The sequence below is a fragment of the Pseudoalteromonas sp. PS5 genome (genome assembly GCF_004103255.1).
Taxonomy (GTDB): Bacteria; Pseudomonadota; Gammaproteobacteria; order Enterobacterales; family Alteromonadaceae; genus Pseudoalteromonas; species Pseudoalteromonas peptidolytica.
In genome coordinates this window covers 1-16433 of the sequence record NZ_RCSQ01000037.1, presented here as the reverse complement: position 1 = coordinate 16433, position 16433 = coordinate 1, and the positions used below count along the sequence as shown (strand labels likewise).

The 16433-nt window shown below is 42.4% G+C and carries 11 protein-coding genes; 6 read left to right on the top strand and 5 right to left on the bottom strand.

What is annotated here, in order from left to right:
• Positions 1-10: 10 nt before the first annotated feature.
• Together D9603_RS04875 and D9603_RS04870 are read right to left on the bottom strand one after the other, a co-directional pair.
• Positions 11-1933: a PrkA family serine protein kinase gene (locus D9603_RS04875; RefSeq protein WP_125252462.1), complete on the bottom strand. Its 1923-nt coding sequence runs from the start codon at positions 1931-1933 to the stop codon at positions 11-13.
• A gap of 186 nt (positions 1934-2119) precedes the next feature.
• Positions 2120-2701, bottom strand: a complete 582-nt coding sequence (locus D9603_RS04870; protein ID WP_125252463.1) for a Fe-Mn family superoxide dismutase — start codon at positions 2699-2701, stop codon at positions 2120-2122.
• 376 nt (positions 2702-3077) lie between these two features.
• Here D9603_RS04870 and D9603_RS04865 point away from each other — a divergent pair, with 376 nt between their 5' ends.
• The 4 genes from D9603_RS04865 to D9603_RS04850 all read left to right on the top strand — a co-directional run bounded on the left by D9603_RS04865 (position 3078) and on the right by D9603_RS04850 (position 11187).
• Positions 3078-3422, top strand: coding sequence for a Grx4 family monothiol glutaredoxin (locus tag D9603_RS04865; RefSeq protein ID WP_125252464.1), 345 nt, complete (start codon positions 3078-3080; stop codon positions 3420-3422).
• 558 nt (positions 3423-3980) lie between these two features.
• Positions 3981-8438: a glutamate synthase large subunit gene (gene gltB / locus D9603_RS04860; RefSeq protein ID WP_128730484.1), complete on the top strand. Its 4458-nt coding sequence runs from the start codon at positions 3981-3983 to the stop codon at positions 8436-8438.
• A gap of 9 nt (positions 8439-8447) precedes the next feature.
• Positions 8448-9863 carry an FAD-dependent oxidoreductase gene (locus tag D9603_RS04855; RefSeq protein WP_128730483.1) on the top strand — a complete coding sequence of 472 codons (1416 nt, stop codon included), beginning with the start codon at positions 8448-8450 and terminating at the stop codon, positions 9861-9863.
• Positions 9864-10437: 574 nt separating this feature from the next.
• Positions 10438-11187, top strand: coding sequence for an MBL fold metallo-hydrolase (locus D9603_RS04850; protein WP_128730482.1), 750 nt, complete (start codon positions 10438-10440; stop codon positions 11185-11187).
• Positions 11188-11268: 81 nt separating this feature from the next.
• On the opposite strand, the gene recN is transcribed toward D9603_RS04850, so the two are convergent.
• The 3 genes from recN to nadK form a co-directional block, all read right to left on the bottom strand.
• The gene (gene recN, locus D9603_RS04845; RefSeq protein WP_128730481.1) at positions 11269-12945 is read right to left on the bottom strand and encodes a DNA repair protein RecN; all 1677 of its coding nucleotides are present in this window, start codon (positions 12943-12945) and stop codon (positions 11269-11271) included.
• Positions 12946-13053: 108 nt separating this feature from the next.
• The gene (locus D9603_RS04840; RefSeq protein ID WP_125252469.1) at positions 13054-13641 is read right to left on the bottom strand and encodes a hypothetical protein; all 588 of its coding nucleotides are present in this window, start codon (positions 13639-13641) and stop codon (positions 13054-13056) included.
• Positions 13642-13702: 61 nt separating this feature from the next.
• Complete coding sequence (gene nadK / locus D9603_RS04835) at positions 13703-14587, bottom strand: NAD(+) kinase (RefSeq protein ID WP_125252470.1); 885 nt, start codon at positions 14585-14587, stop codon at positions 13703-13705.
• Positions 14588-14677: 90 nt separating this feature from the next.
• Between nadK and D9603_RS04830 the strand changes: the two genes are divergently transcribed.
• Together D9603_RS04830 and grpE are read left to right on the top strand one after the other, a co-directional pair.
• Positions 14678-15613, top strand: a complete 936-nt coding sequence (locus tag D9603_RS04830) for an HrcA family transcriptional regulator (RefSeq protein ID WP_194086950.1) — start codon at positions 14678-14680, stop codon at positions 15611-15613.
• A gap of 65 nt (positions 15614-15678) precedes the next feature.
• Entirely contained in the window at positions 15679-16287 is a 609-nt protein-coding gene (grpE, locus tag D9603_RS04825) for a nucleotide exchange factor GrpE (protein WP_128730479.1), read from the top strand.
• Positions 16288-16433: the final 146 nt, after the last annotated feature.

The window sequence follows — 16433 nt, the reverse complement described above, 5'->3', positions numbered from 1 at the left end:
TGCTTACAAGTTACTGAGACTTTCTTACTCTTAAATACCATTCAGAGAGTAAGCGAACTTGTTTTTGGGTATAGCCTTTGTCAACCATGCGATTGACGAAATCCTCATGCTTCTTCTGGTCTTCAGCCGAGGTTTTTGCATTAAATGAAATAACAGGAAGTAAGTCCTCTGTATTAGAAAACATCTTTTTCTCAATAACGGTTCTTAGCTTTTCATAGCTAGTCCATACCGGATTATCACCATTATGGTGGGCTCTGGCTCTCAAGACAAAATTGACGATTTCATTTCGAAAATCTTTTGGATTTGAAATACCCGCGGGTTTTTCGATCTTCTCAAGTTCTGCATTTAATGCTGCGCGGTCAAACAACTGACCAGTGTCTGGATCTCGGTACTCCTGATCTTGGATCCAAAAGTCTGCATAGGTTACATAACGGTCAAATATATTTTGTCCATACTCAGAGTACGATTCTAGGTATGCTGTTTGTAATTCCTTACCAATAAACTCAACATATTGAGGAATAAGATAGCCTTTCAAGTGGCTCAAGTAACGCTCCTGAACTTCTGCGTTAAATTGCTCTCGCTCTATTTGTTGCTCTAATACATAAAACAAATGAACTGGATTTGCTGCAACTTCACTGTGGTCAAAGTTGAAGACGCGTGAAAGTATTTTAAAGGCAAATCGAGTGGAGAGACCGTTCATCCCCTCATCTACTCCCGCATAGTCACGATACTCTTGATAAGACTTAGCTTTGGGATCTGTATCTTTTAAACTCTCTCCATCATACACTCGCATTTTGGAATAAATACTTGAATTTTCAGGCTCTTTAATCCGTGACAGTGCCGAAAATTTAGCTAAAGTTTCTAGCGTGCCAGGGGCACATGGAGCTTGCCGCAATTCGCTATTTTCTATGAGCTTCTCGTAGATTTTTACTTCTTCTGATACGCGTAGGCAATAAGGCACTTTAACGATATAAACGCGGTCTAAAAACGCTTCGTTATTTTTGTTGTTTTTGAAGGTTTGCCATTCAGATTCGTTAGAGTGCGCAAGGATCAGCCCACTAAAGGGAAGTGCAGAAATACCCTCCGTGCCGTTATAGTTTCCTTCCTGAGTTGCAGTTAATAACGGGTGTAGCACTTTGATGGGGGCTTTAAACATCTCAACAAACTCCATTAACCCCTGGTTTGCAAGGCAAAGTGCACCTGAATATGCGTAGGCATCAGGATCATTTTGAGCAAAGTGTTCAAGCTTACGAATGTCTACTTTACCCACTAGCGCTGAGATGTCTTGGTTGTTTTCATCGCCAGGCTCTGTTTTAGCGATGGCTATTTGGTCAAGTATAGATGGATACCGCTTTACAACAGTGAATTTAGTAATATCACCGTTGTACTCATGTAAGCGTTTGGTAGCCCATGGCGACATAATAGTTTTAATATAGCGGGTAGGGATCCCGTACTCTTTTTCTAACAAGTCAGCGTCTTCTTGAGGACTGAACAGGCAAAGTGGGTGGTCGTTAACTGGTGAGCCTTTTAGCGAATACACCGGTACTTTTTGCATTAAATATTTTAATTTCTCGGCGATAGAAGACTTACCCCCACCAACAGGACCGAGTAAATAGAGCACCTGCTTACACTCTTCAAGCCCTTGGGCTGCGTGTTTGAGATAAGAGACTATCTGTTCAATAGCGTCTTCCATGCCATAAAACTCGTTAAATGCAGGGTATCTTGCTATTACTCTATTGGAAAACAGTCTACTTAGCCTCGCATCTTTAGATGTGTCAATCATCTCCGGTTCGCCAATCGCCATTAATAGTCGCTCTGGGGCGCTGGCATAGGCTGATTTATCATTTTTACAAATTTCAAGAAATTCCGCGATAGTGTACTCTTCTTCTTGCGCGGCTTCATATCTGGCCTGATAATGTTCAAAGATTGTCATAACGACCTCCAGTAAGCTACCTTGTATGGATTGCGGATCATAGATTAGGAAAGGTTACTTAAAGCTTAGTCGTGATATGAATAATACCCAAAAAAAACTAGATTTTTTATGTATTAATGTTGAATTACAGGCGCAAAAAAGGGTGCCTAAGCACCCTCATTATTGCATCAATGATGATAGTTGATGTTAAGCTAGGTTGCTGTTTGCAAAGTCCCAGTTAACAAGTGCCCAGAAACCCTTTAGGTATTCAGGACGGACGTTACGGTAGTCGATATAGTAAGCGTGTTCCCAAAGATCAACTGTGATAATTGGTGTAACACCTTCTTCAGTCAGCGGCGTAGCTGCGTTTGAAGTATTTACGATATCTAAAGAGCCGTCAGCAAGTTGAACTAACCAAGTCCAGCTTGAGCCAAAGTTATTTACCGCTTTGTCATTAAAAGCTTCTTGGAACGCAGCAAATGAGCCCCATTTCGCGTTGATTAGCTCCGCAACTTTACCTGTTGGTTCGCCACCTGCATTTGGTGCTAAGCTGTGCCAGTAGAACGTATGGTTCCAGATTTGAGCAGCATTGTTGAAAACACCACCTTCAGAGCTACAAACGATCTCTTCTAGTGATTTACCTTCGAAGTCAGTACCTTCAATTAAACCATTTAGCTTTACAACATAAGTGTTGTGGTGTTTGCCGTGGTGGAATTCTAACGTCTCTTGAGAGATGTGCGGCTCAAGTGCGTTTAGTGCATAAGGTAGTGACGGTAGTTCAAATGCCATATTAATCTCCATTTTTTTGGTTGATTTGCCAACAACTCATACGAAAGCAAGCTAACATTAGCCCACTTTTCTATACCATTGGCTTTTATAGTGATACTATAATTCCTGACTATTTTACTCAAGTTTTGGCAAACAGCAATGCGTGCCAGTGACTTAATGACTTATAATACATATTCTTTGTGAACCGATGCCGAATAGCAGCCTTCACATGGGCAATAAATGAGCTCAGTTTAGGCGCTATACCGTTGCTTCTAACCTATCGTGCGGCTGGCGTAGTGGTTTACTAATGTGTGTTGTAATAGTGAGTAGCAAGCTAAAGTGCCGATATTAGCGTGCTGTACATAAATATCGGAAAAACGTCATTTTGAGGTAACTAATGGAAACTATTGATAAGATTAAACAACAGATCGAAGAAAACCCAATTATTCTTTATATGAAAGGGTCTCCTAAACTCCCTAACTGTGGTTTTTCTTCGCAAGCATCTCAGGCTTTGATGGCGTGCGGTGAGCAGTTTGCGTATGTAGATATACTACTAAACCCTGATATTCGTGCAGAGCTACCGCATTATGCAAACTGGCCTACCTTTCCACAACTTTGGGTTGAAGGTGAGCTGATTGGTGGTTGTGACATCATTATTGAGATGTTCCAAAAAGGTGAGCTTCAACCACTAATCTCAGAAACAGCTGCTAAGTATAAAAAAGATGATGCAGCGGCTGAATAATGTCATACCTGCAGAGCATAAGCTCTGCCGCCCTAACTTTTTTGGTTAACTTCCTCCCTTTTTATACTTTTACTCGTTTATTAATCGCCTGATCCCTTCACTAGACAATTACGCGTTTCAATTTCGACCCAACTTTTGTTTATTTAGTTGACGTGTACGTCAACTAAAACAGGTTTGCCGCTGCATATTTATATAGCCATTCTCATGTGGTGCTTGTTAGCCAGTCTTTGATTTATAGTAATTGTGTGAATATTTATTCATGTTTTAATTTTGGTTATGTTTACGTAAACGTTTACGTAAACGTTTACTTGTGTGGATCTTGTGGCCATTACACACTTGTTGATACCGGTGTCATTTTGCAAATTTATATTCAATATTTTCAAAATGATAAATTTTGATTGATTTGGGTAACTTGTATTACCAATGAGAAATATTCAACTTAATGAATATATATTCATTTTTGTGTTGACTCTACTTTCAATCAAGGCTAATTTTGAGTATCTGCCAGCATTTCGTCGTACCGTCATGGGCTGGCCGTTGTAGCAAGGGGAGGAGTCTATGCTATATGACTCAAAATTAGAAAAAGATAACTGTGGGTTTGGTTTGATTGCGCATGTGAGCGGACAGCCGAGCCATAAACTGATCCGAACAGCCATAACTGGTTTAGACCGTATGCAGCACCGTGGTGGTATTTCTGCCGATGGCAAAACAGGTGATGGGTGTGGATTATTGTTGCAAAAACCAGATAGCTTCTTTCGAGCTATTGCTGCCGAAAATGAGTGGCACATAGGTAAAAACTATGCGGTTGGCATGATATTTTTAAATCAAGATGAAGCGCTAGCAGCAGCGGCAGAAAAAGTCATTTGTGAAGAATTAGAAAAAGAAACACTGACGGTGATTGGTTGGCGTGAAGTACCAACTGATCCATCCATGCTTGGCCCTATTGCCAAAGCACAATTACCTGAGTTTAAGCAAGTTTTTATCGGTGCGCCAGAAGGTTGGCGTCCTAAAGATTTAGAGCGACGCCTTTATATTGCGAGGCGTCGGATTGAAAAAAGCTTGGAGCAGGACGAGCAATTTTATATTTGCAGTTTGTCTGGTTTGGTGACTATCTATAAAGGCTTGATGATGCCAGTGGATTTACCTAACTTCTATTCTGATCTTGCTGACATCCGTATGACGAGTGCTATTTGCGTATTTCACCAACGCTTCTCAACCAATACTCAGCCTCGATGGCCTTTGGCTCAACCATTTCGCTATTTAGCACACAATGGTGAGATCAATACAATTCAAGGCAATCGTCAGTGGGCGCGTGCTCGGGCCTACAAGTTTGCTTCACCGCTATTACCTGATTTACAAACGGCAGCGCCGTTTGTCAATGAGACTGGATCTGATTCCTCTAGCTTAGACAACATGTTAGAGCTGTTTTTAGCGGGTGGGATGGATCTGTTTCGAGCAATGCGTATGCTTGTGCCTCCCGCATGGCAGAAAAACCGCGCTATGGATGAAGATCTTCGCGCATTCTATGATTTTAATTCTATGCACATGGAGCCATGGGATGGCCCCGCTGGGATAGTGATGTCAGATGGTCGTTTTGCTGCTTGCAACCTCGACCGTAATGGCCTAAGACCCGCGCGCTATGTGATCACTCAAGACGGGTTTATTACCCTCGCATCTGAAGTGGGCATTTGGGATTATGCACCTGACGAAGTCATTGAAAAAGGCCGTGTAGGACCAGGTGAGTTATTGGTGGTCGATACTTTACATGGCAAGATTTGGCAGTCCGATGAAATTGATCAAGATCTGAAATCCAGACACCCCTATAAGACTTGGCTTGAGCAGAATGTAAAACGGTTAACGCCATTTGAAGCGTTAGATGAGCAAGCATCAGGTAAACGCGATCTAGATGATGAGACCTTGGTAACGTACCAAAAGCAGTTCGGTTACACAAATGAAGAGCTAGATCAAGTTATTCGTGTGATGGGTGAAAATGGCCAAGAAGCAACAGGCTCAATGGGAGATGATACACCTTTTGCTGTTTTGTCTGAGGGGCACCGCTCAATCTTCGATTACTTTAGACAAAAATTTGCGCAAGTCACAAACCCGCCCATAGATCCGCTGCGTGAAAATCATGTTATGTCTTTGGCTACCTGTATTGGCCGAGAGCAAAACGTTTTTAACGAGACTACAGGTCACGCTAAACGCTTACAATTTGCTTCTCCAGTGTTAACGTATTCTGACATGCAGCAATTGCTGCATGCAGATGATGACCATTATTGCGCTTGCAAAATTTCATTAATATATAATGCAGAGGAGTCCTTGCGCGCAGCTATTGAACGAGTTTGTAAGGAAGCAACAGAAAAAGCACGTAGTGGTTGCGTTATGTTGATCTTAACCGACCGAGACATAGCAGCTGGAAAACACATTATACCAGCTGCTATGGCTGTGGGGGCAATACAACAACGTTTGGTGAATGAAAACCTACGTTGTGATGCAAATATCATTGTTGAAACCGGCAGTGTTCGAGATCCCCACCAATTTGCTGTATTACTAGGCTTTGGTGCCACCGCAATTTATCCCTATTTAGCATATGAAACACTAGTTGATATGTGTGACAAGAAGGTCATTCAAAAATCATATCGGGAAGTTACACTGTCATATCGTGGCGCTATAAATAAAGGTTTATACAAAATCATGTCGAAAATGGGGATCAGTACAATTGCATCCTACCGTTGCTCGATGTTATTTGAAGCCGTAGGTTTGTCTGATGAAGTGGTAGAGTTGTGCTTCAACGGCGTTGCAAACCGTATTAAAGGTGCATGTTTTGATGATTTTGCATTAGAACAACAACAGCTAAACAAACTCGCGTTTAGTAGACGCAAGTTATTATCACATGGTGGTCTATTAAAGTACGTACATGGTGGTGAGTACCATGCCTACAATCCAGATGTTGTACAAACGTTACAAACAGCGGTGCGTTCGGGGAATTATCAGGACTATATAAAATATGCAGAGCTTGTAAATAATCGTCCCGTCACCAATTTACGAGATATGTTAAAGCTCAAAACGGAACAGAACTCAATTGATCTTGAGGAAGTGGAACCAGCAACAGAGCTTTATAAGCGTTTTGACTCCGCAGCAATGAGTATCGGTGCATTATCTCCTGAAGCGCACGAAGCGCTGGCTATTGCTATGAATCATCTTGGTGGCTGCTCAAATTCCGGTGAGGGGGGCGAAGACAAGCTCCGTTTTGGCACTGAAAAGAATTCCCGTATCAAGCAAGTTGCGTCTGGGCGGTTTGGCGTGACGCCGCATTATTTGCGCTCTGCTGATGTTATTCAAATTAAAGTGGCTCAAGGCGCAAAACCGGGGGAGGGAGGTCAGCTACCAGGTGAAAAGGTGACGCCTTACATCGCGAAACTTCGCTATTCAGTTCCAGGTGTTACTTTGATTTCGCCGCCACCACATCACGATATTTACTCTATTGAAGACTTAGCACAACTGATTTTTGACTTAAAGCAGGTAAATCCAGAGGCGATGATCTCGGTCAAGCTGGTTTCAGAACCAGGTGTCGGCACCATTGCGACTGGTGTTGCCAAGGCATATGCCGACCTTATTACCATAGCGGGCTATGATGGCGGCACAGGGGCAAGCCCACTGACATCAGTGAAGTATGCAGGTAGTCCTTGGGAACTGGGACTTGCAGAGACTCAACAAGCATTGGTTGAAAATGGTTTACGTCACCGAATCAGGCTGCAAACCGACGGTGGTCTAAAAACAGGGTTAGATATTATCAAGGCCGCTATTCTTGGTGCAGAAAGCTTTGGTTTTGGTACAGGTCCTATGGTTGCACTCGGCTGTAAATATCTCAGGATCTGTCATCTCAATAATTGTGCAACGGGTGTTGCAACACAGGATGATACGTTGCGTCAAAAACATTATCACGGCCTGCCTGAAATGGCGATGAACTACTTTAAGTTTATTGCACAAGAAGCGCGCGAAATTATGGCATCGCTTGGTGTTACTAAATTAACAGACTTAATAGGAAGGACAGATTTACTTGATGTGATTGAAGGAAATACAGCGAAGCAGAAAAAGTTAGATTTAACTCCGTTATTAGCGAAGCCAAATAATCCATCAAATGAAGCTTTATATTGCACGCATACTAACCCGTCACACTATAGTGGTGCATTAAACGAAAGCTTGCTTGAGAAGGCGAAATCAGCAATAGATGATATGACAGGTACCTCGTTGGTTAGCCGGATCTCCAATACAGATAGAGCAATTGGTGCGATGCTATCAGGCTATATAGCCAGTAAACATGGTAATCAAGGTATGGCCGCTGATCCGGTAGCTATTGAGCTACATGGTACTGCGGGACAATCTTTTGGAGTTTGGAATGCGGGTGGTCTTGAAATGACGCTGGTGGGAGATGCAAATGACTACGTAGGCAAAGGTATGGCTGGTGGTAAGTTGGTTATTCGCCCGCCGGTTGGCTCTAGTTTTGCTTCACATCAAGCCGCAATTATCGGTAATACCTGTTTGTATGGTGCAACAGGCGGTAAGTTATTTGCAGCAGGTCGCGCTGGAGAGCGCTTTGCGGTGAGGAATTCAGGTGTACAAGCCGTCGTCGAAGGCCTTGGTGATAATGGTTGTGAATACATGACGGGAGGCGTGGTGTGTGTGCTTGGTCAAGTTGGCGTTAACTTTGGGGCAGGTATGACCGGTGGTTTTGCCTACGTACTTGACGAAGAGAGTGATTTTGATAAGCGCATCAACCCTGAGTTGGTCGAGTTGGTCGACCTCAAAGCGCTGGCATCGCACCAAGAGCATCTACGCGGTTTAATTGCAGAGCATTTAGATTTAACCAGTTCAACCCGAGCTGAGCAGATCTTAGCTAATTTTGAGTTGTATTTACCAATGTTTAAACTGGTAAAGCCAAAGTCGAGCGATCTAAATAGTTTACTTGGCCACCGAGCGCGTAGTAGCGCTGAGCTACGAATTCAGGCGCAGTAGGAGAGAGCAATGAGCGAGAACGTTTACCAATTTATCGATGTACAACGTGTAGATCCGCGAAAAAAGCCTATTTCTACACGTAAGCAATCTTTTGTTGAGATCTATGAGCCGTTTTCAGAGCAACAAGTACATTCACAATCAGACCGTTGTTTAGATTGCGGAAACCCTTACTGCGAGTGGAAATGTCCGGTACATAATTACATTCCACAATGGCTTAAACTAATCCGTACAGGCCGGATTATTGAAGCTGCAGAGTTATCTCATCGCACCAACAGTTTGCCCGAGGTATGTGGTCGAGTTTGTCCACAAGATAGACTTTGTGAAGGGTCATGTACACTTAATGAAGAGTTTGGGGCTGTCACTATCGGTAATATTGAAAAGTACATTACTGATACAGCGTTTGCACAAGGCTGGAAACCAGACTTATCCTACGTCACTTGGACAGACAAAAAAGTAGCTATTATTGGGGCAGGGCCTGCTGGGCTCGGTTGTGCTGATATTTTGGTTCGCAATGGTGTCAAAGCCGTAGTTTATGACCGTAACCCTGAAATTGGGGGGTTGCTAACCTTTGGGATCCCGTCATTTAAATTAGAAAAGTCGGTTATGGAAAACCGCCGTGAGATTTTCACTGAAATGGGCGTAGAGTTTAAACTCAACACTGAAGTTGGTCGAGATATCTCAATGGACGAGCTATTGTCACAGTACGATGCCGTATTTTTAGGAGTCGGGACATACCAAAGCATGAAGGGCAATCTAGAAAATGAAGATGCCGATGGTGTTTATGAAGCGCTTCCTTTTTTGATTGGCAATACCAATCGCGTCATGGGCTATGACGAAACACAGCATAGCTATGTAAATATGGCTGGTAAACGTGTTGTTGTGTTAGGTGGCGGTGACACGGCAATGGACTGTGTGAGAACTTCAGTTAGGCAAAACGCACAATCTGTCATTTGCGCATACCGCCGTGATGAAGAGAATATGCCAGGGTCTGTACGTGAGGTGAAAAACGCCAAAGAAGAAGGGGTGGAGTTTAAATTTAACCTGCAACCTGTGGGTATTGAAGTTGACGATACTGGTAAAGTAAGTGGTGTAAAAATGGTCAATACGCAGCTGGGTGAACCCGATGCCAATGGCCGACGACGTGCCGAAATTGTAGCGGGTTCAGAGCACATACTGGAAGCTGATGCCGTGATCATGGCATTTGGTTTTAAACCTCATGACCTTGATTGGTTAGCGCAATATGATGTGGCAATAAATCACTGGGGTGGTATTGTGGCACCAGAAAAAGGTGCATTTACTCATCAAACAAGTAACCCAAAGATTTTTGCTGGTGGTGATGCTGTTCGAGGTTCTGATTTAGTAGTTACTGCTATTTTTGAAGGTAGAAACGCCGCTGAAGGTATTTTGGATTACTTGGAAGTATAAGACCTATTTTGTCTTGGCGCTGCCTCAACCTGAAGGCGTAAATTGGCGGCTAACTCGGTTCAAAGCTCTCTTAGAACAACTAAGCAGTATAATTCTTACCCAGTTAGTTCCAAGCGCTCTCACCCTAAAATAGAACACTTAATTCAGTAAATAGATATAGCTGACGAAATAACTTTTGTCGTTCATAAACCCCACTTACAGTCATTGTAACTGGGGTTTTTATTTACGTTTTTTAATTAGGCTATTACTCTAAAGCTCAGTAATTTAAGAGATGAATATCAGTGAATTAATACCAAGTACGTTAATTAATCAATCTATTTTTAGGCCAGAAAATCTTATCGATAGCACTGCTACCTAGTCCTGCTACCTTCGAAGTACCAACATCCATGGAGACAAGACAAAACCTTTGCTCTTTAGTTATTAAAATAAGAAGTTTCCAACACAGCTAGCGTCAGGCTTATTCCCTTAAAACTGCGCAAGTATTAAGGCTAATTTGGTATTATAGTATGGTTTTTTTATAATGCTCATACTATACTCCGTACAAAAAAGAATAGAAAGGAATGAAAAATAACAAATGCAAAAATTCAGAATAACTAAAAACTTGTACCTCTATCAATTTCCACCATTTGAAGGGGATCATGTTGGCTATAATATTTATGCTTTTATTGAAGACAACACGGCTATGCTCCTTGATACCGGATTTGAAGCACATGGAAAAGCTGTTCATGAAGATCTAAACAGTCAGGGTATTAATATTACGCAGGTATTATTCTCTCATTTCCACCCGGATCATATCTCTGGTCTGCCAGCGCTTGCAATGCCAGAACTATATGGAAATCACCATTATAAAAATACACTAAATAAATATATAGATAAAACTAAGCATCATTATTTTGAGGGGCTCAACGAGCTTAATGAAAACTCGGTTTTGCATTTCGGTGAGTTCGATTTTAAATTTGAGTTTATTTCTGGGCATGTGGAGTGTGGTTTGTATACCATCATCAATGATAAATACATCCACGTAGCTGATGACATTATGACGTCAAATAAATCTGAAGCACTTTTGCCAGCTGTTCATATTAGTGGCGCACAAGCACATTTTGATTCTCTTGAAAAATTAAAAAGCTACGCTGAGCTAACGTTACTACTCTCCCATGGAAATCCAATTTCTGGAGAGGAGCAAGTTTTAACCGAAATATCTCAAAGACAAAGCTATCTAAAGGCATTGGCTCAAAGTAAATCACCACTTAGCCTAGAAAAGGCCATAGCCAAATGCACAACTCAGTTTTTACATACAGAGTGGCATAACTACGTATATCGTTAGTCATGCCACACAATGCAAAGTTACCGCTGCACTTATTCTCCAGTTATCTTTATGATAAATCGTTCAAGTCAAAAGTGGCATTCACGCACTTTGTACTTGTAATAGTTCCTTTGCACTCGCTCTTGTTGTATCACTTATTCTATCGCCACCGATTAATCTGGCGATCTCATCGATACGTTCGTTATGTGCCATCGGCGTCATTTTGGTAAAGGTTTCACCATTTTCAACTCGCTTTGCGACAAAAAATTGGTTGTGACCACTGCACGCTACTTGTGGTAAGTGCGTAACGCAGATTACTTGTGTAGACTGGCCAAGTTGGCGCAGTAATTTACCTACTGTTGCCGCTGTCGGCCCAGAGATACCGACGTCCACCTCATCGAAAATCAAAGTAGGGGTGGTGACGCGTGTTGCGATAATAACTTGTATGGCTAGGCTGATCCGCGATAGCTCTCCACCTGAGGCGACTTTCCCCATAGGCTGTAAAGGCTGTCCAGGGTTTGTAGAGACATAAAACTCAATGTGATCATATCCAAGTGGACTCGGCTTTCCACCTAGGTTAGGTGTTAACTGGATCTCAAACTGGCCATCGCCCATTGCAAGTTCTTCCATACTCGCAGAGATACGCTCGTTAAGAGATGCACTGGCCTGCTGGCGACTTTGGCTTAATCCATGAGCAGCTTGGTTGTAGGCGTTAATCGCTTCAGCTATTTCTTCTTCTAGCGCATCGAGTCTTGCGGAGTCAGAGGTAATAGACTCAAGTTCATGTTGCAGTGCTTGGTGATGTTGATAGAGCAACTCAGGCTGAACTTGATGTTTTCTTGCCAAATCTAAGGCTTGTGAAAGTCTATCTTCTAGCTCCTGTAGTCGCATCGGATCTTGCTCGACTGAGTCGGAATAACTGCGGATCTCTCTACTGGCTTCTTCTACTTGAACTGCTGCTTCATCAAGCACTTGCGCAATGTTTTCAAGGGTTTTATCAAAGCTGGTAAGTTCAGAAAATACTTGAGCGCTTTGCTGTAGTTGCGATAATACAGTCTGCTCGTCATTTTCATATAGACGAGATAATTCGCGATGGCACTGTTCTAAAATTGTTTGGCTATGACTTAGGCGTGAATGTTCACTCTCAATATCTTCATATTCACCTTCTTGTAAAGCAAACTCATCAAGCTCAGCGACTTGATATTCAAGAAGTTGTTTTTTTGCTGCTTGTGCCTGTTGTGACTTTTGAAGATCGACATATTCTTTTTGTAGCTTGTGATAGTGACTATATTGTCCCTTAACTGCTTGCAAGAGCGTGGTGTGATTAGCATAAGCATCTAGTAACTGTAACTGATATTCAGGCTTCAATAACAACTGATGAGCATGCTGCCCATGAATAGCAATTAGGTGCTGCCCAAGCTCTTTTTGTTGACCAACCGTGACAGGTGAGCCGTTGATATAGCTTTTACTGCGCCCATTTTTACTGATCACTCTACGAAGAATACATTCATTTTCTTCATTTTCTAGCATATGTTCGGTAAGAAAACGCTTAGCTTCTGGGAGCTGAGACACATCAAACTGAGCTGATATATCGGCTTTTTCACTGCCCGGACGGATTGCTGCAGGATCAGCTCGCTCGCCAAGACAAAGAGAAAGCGCATCAATAGCGATAGATTTACCAGCGCCTGTTTCACCAGTTATTGCGGTCATACCGCAATGCCAGTCGATATTTAGCGCACTAACAATAGCAAAATTTTGAATATTCAGAGCCAAAAGCATACTGTACACCTTAACAAATGATCACTGTTAATTTATACAGTATTTTGGTGTTTAGCAACTTATATCATAAAATTTCTTTCAGATATTAAGCGACACTATTAAGTGTATTCAGCTGAGTGCGCGTTCTTTCATAGCCGGAGCTGATTGTTTTTGTTGCGTCGGTGGTTCTGGCGCTTCCACTGCTGGGTTCTGGATGTTTTCGGCTTCATCATCTTGCAAAGTAGTGGGGGTGTCTGGTGTTTGAATACGTGCAATGAGTGCAGGTAAAATCTCACGATAAAAATCGCGATTATATGCGATCCCTGCGTTTGGCAACTCTGCAACAAAATATTGTAGCTGTTCGGCAAGTAAATCTATATTGCCGTTTTGTCTGCACTTATTTAACTCGTTCGTGACTGAATAAATGAATAGTTCACTGACTTTTTCGAGTTGAGCGAGGTTTTCCTCAGAGTGCGGTTGCACAACAAAAAAATTACCGACAATTGCATTGATCTGCGGGGCATATTTGGGCCGCAAGATCTTTGCTTCTACAAACTCTGCTACTTTCTGTTTAAAGTGGTTGCTTATTACTTTAAGACGGTCATTAAAGGCCTTTTTTTCAGCTTCACGGGCTTTTCTTCTATTGTTTTCAATCACTAAATATACGGAGAGTATAGTGATAAGCAGCGCTAATGTGAAAAATACAACGTAAGCCATTTTATTATTTTTTACCTAATTTAGAAAATTAACCAAGGTTATTTTGCGTAACTTTATGTACTTAGTAAAGCCTACTGCCCCAATTTAATTTCTGCCTAAGAACATTGTAGTAGGAATAACACTTAGGATGGATAAGTCTAAGCTTTTTCTCTGCTTTTTTTATAACCACTTCATCTCCGGGCAAGACAGCAAGTACTACATGGCTATCACAACTTACCTGTAAGCTATCGGTATTTTCCAAGCTCAACTTTAATTTAACTTCTTTGTCAGCATCAACAACAAGTGGCCGGCTAGACAGTGTATGGGGAAACATGGGAACCAATGACATGGCATTAAGCTCGGGTGTCAAAATAGGCCCGCCACCGGATAATGAGTAAGCCGTTGACCCCGTTGGTGTGGATACTATCAGACCATCGGAACGTTGAGAAAACACAAAATCATCGTCGATGAAGGCTTCAAACTCAATCATGTGCGCGACTTTGTCAGCATGAAGCACCGCCTCATTCATTGCTAAATTTGCACTTTTGAGTTGGTCATGCCTGTATACGGAAACTTCTAATAAAAACCTGGACTCTTCAATAAATTGACCACTTAGTACCGCCTCTAACTGCGCTTCAAACCCTTCGGGGTTGAGATCAGTTAAAAAACCGAGGTTTCCTCTATTCACCCCTATCACAGCAACATCAAAGCGAGCAAGTACCCTTGCTGCACCTAACATATTACCGTCGCCACCTACAACAATTGCCAAATCGCAGCGTTTTCCTAATTCAACTAATTCGACAACACACGTTTCATCTAGGGTTTTAATCTGATCAGCGACACGATCTTCAACGAGTACTTCATATCCTAATGCTTGCAAAAAAGTATAAAGTCGTTGTAAGGTCGTTCCCGCACCCTCATGGTTGGGTTTGCCAATTAAGCCGATAGTGTTAAACGTGGTCGTCATTCAGTCATTTGTCCTTGATATTTTTATAGCAAGATTATCTTAAAAGCGTAGTGCTTGAAACTGACAATTGACACCCATATTAAAATATTTATGAAACTGAATCCTAGAGATGAACAAATTCTGTGCGCGGTTATGCGTCATTACTGTAATGGTGATGGCCAACCTGTTGCATCAAGCAAAATTGCACAGCAAGATGGGCTTTCTATTTGCTCTGCTACTGTACGCAATTCGATGGCACGCCTTGAAAATAAGGGCTTATTATATTCACCGCATACTTCAGCTGGACGCGTACCGACGGATCAAGGGGTAAAATTTTGGTTACAAGAGTTTTTCCCACTGACTGACGTGGCTGTACATTGGCAACCTGACCAGTCAGCGATTGTTTCGTTTGCCCATTTACTAAGCCAAAACTTTCAGGTCTGTTGCTGCGTTGGTTTACCACAAGTTAGCAGCAAGCAGATGTTTCGTGTAGAAGTACTCGATTTTGATCGCAAAAATTGGTTGGTGCTGTTAATAGACAGGGCTGGGCAGTCTCACAATATTTGTATTGATAAACCCGTTGATGACTCCGACGCGTTACGTTATCAGTTTGCAGCGTGGATGAATACCGTGTTTAGCCAACAGAACTTGGTTGAAGGACTGCATCGGATGCGGGCGATGGCGCATAGTGCGCCACCAAGCTGTCATCATATTTTGGCACAGTGGACAAAGCAATTAAGTCAGCAACTGGGCTCTGACAACGCGATTGTTGTAGGCGAGCGTTATTTATATAACCGCCTAGAACTGGATAAAGAAATTAACATTGGCGTTGGTTTTTTAGAGCAGGTTGAAGATCGCTTAGCATTTAAAGATGGCGTATCGGTATTATTGGGGGGGGAGCTGAGTATGCTTGATTTAGGTCGGGTAGTTGTACTAAGTGTGCCCTATTTTTCTAAAGGACAATATCAAAGTCGTTTCTGCGCGATTTGTCCCGCAGACTCGAAGATTGAGGCAATCTTAACTGAATTCAAAAAATTGCCTCAGTAAAGGGTTGAAACTCTCATTTCAATCCCCATAATTACCGCAGTTGTAAAGAATCGGAGAATAATCACATGTCTGAGCAGACAAAAGCCACAGAGCAAGAGCTTGAACAACAACAAACGCAAGTGGAAGCAGAAACGGTTGAAGCACAAGAGCAACAATCAGAACAAGCTGAAAATGTGAGTGAGTTGAGCCCAGAAGAAGAAATTGCTGGCTTGTATGCGCAGCTAGAAACGGCTAAGCAGACCATTGACTCGCAAAAAGACAGCGTAGTTCGCGCCGCAGCAGAGCTAGAAAATGTACGCCGTCGTGCAGCTCAAGATGTTGAAAAAGCGCATAAGTTCGCACTTGAAAAATTCTCAAATGAATTGCTACCCGTCATTGATAACCTAGAGCGTGCGATTGAGTTTTCTGACAAAGAAAATGACACGCTTAAGCCTGTGTTGGAAGGTATCGATATGACGATTAAGTCTTTTGCTGATGCGTTGGCAAAGTTTGGCGTTGAGGCTGTAAACCCTCAAGGTGAAGCGTTCAACCCCGAATTACATCAAGCTATGTCTATTCAGCCAAGTAACGACGTTTCGCCAAATACAGTGCTAGCCGTGATGCAAAAAGGCTACACTCTAAATGGCCGTTTATTGCGTCCTGCTATGGTGATGGTATCGAAAGCGGCTGAGTAAACCTCGGATCCGCTTGCAATACCAAAGTCGGCTTAATACTTGAGGGTAAAAGTGAGCGACTTATAAGAGGCTACCAAAATGGGTGGCCTTTTTTATGTTCAGTGACTGAGGGTAAGAACGTGCGGATACCAATTTGACTTAATACT

What these genes read in the sequence shown, in the direction of transcription:
- D9603_RS04875 (WP_125252462.1), bottom strand. Translation starts at nt 1,933, where the DNA reads ATGACAATCTTTGAACATTATCAGGCCAGATATGAAGCCGCGCAAGAA.
- D9603_RS04870 (WP_125252463.1), bottom strand. Translation starts at nt 2,701, where the DNA reads ATGGCATTTGAACTACCGTCACTACCTTATGCACTAAACGCACTTGAG.
- D9603_RS04830 (WP_194086950.1), top strand. Translation starts at nt 14,678, where the DNA reads ATGAAACTGAATCCTAGAGATGAACAAATTCTGTGCGCGGTTATGCGT.
- nadK (WP_125252470.1), bottom strand. Translation starts at nt 14,587, where the DNA reads ATGACGACCACGTTTAACACTATCGGCTTAATTGGCAAACCCAACCAT.
- grpE (WP_128730479.1), top strand. Translation starts at nt 15,679, where the DNA reads ATGTCTGAGCAGACAAAAGCCACAGAGCAAGAGCTTGAACAACAACAA.
- gltB (WP_128730484.1), top strand. Translation starts at nt 3,981, where the DNA reads ATGCTATATGACTCAAAATTAGAAAAAGATAACTGTGGGTTTGGTTTG.
- D9603_RS04840 (WP_125252469.1), bottom strand. Translation starts at nt 13,641, where the DNA reads ATGGCTTACGTTGTATTTTTCACATTAGCGCTGCTTATCACTATACTC.
- D9603_RS04850 (WP_128730482.1), top strand. Translation starts at nt 10,438, where the DNA reads ATGCAAAAATTCAGAATAACTAAAAACTTGTACCTCTATCAATTTCCA.
- recN (WP_128730481.1), bottom strand. Translation starts at nt 12,945, where the DNA reads ATGCTTTTGGCTCTGAATATTCAAAATTTTGCTATTGTTAGTGCGCTA.
- D9603_RS04855 (WP_128730483.1), top strand. Translation starts at nt 8,448, where the DNA reads ATGAGCGAGAACGTTTACCAATTTATCGATGTACAACGTGTAGATCCG.
- D9603_RS04865 (WP_125252464.1), top strand. Translation starts at nt 3,078, where the DNA reads ATGGAAACTATTGATAAGATTAAACAACAGATCGAAGAAAACCCAATT.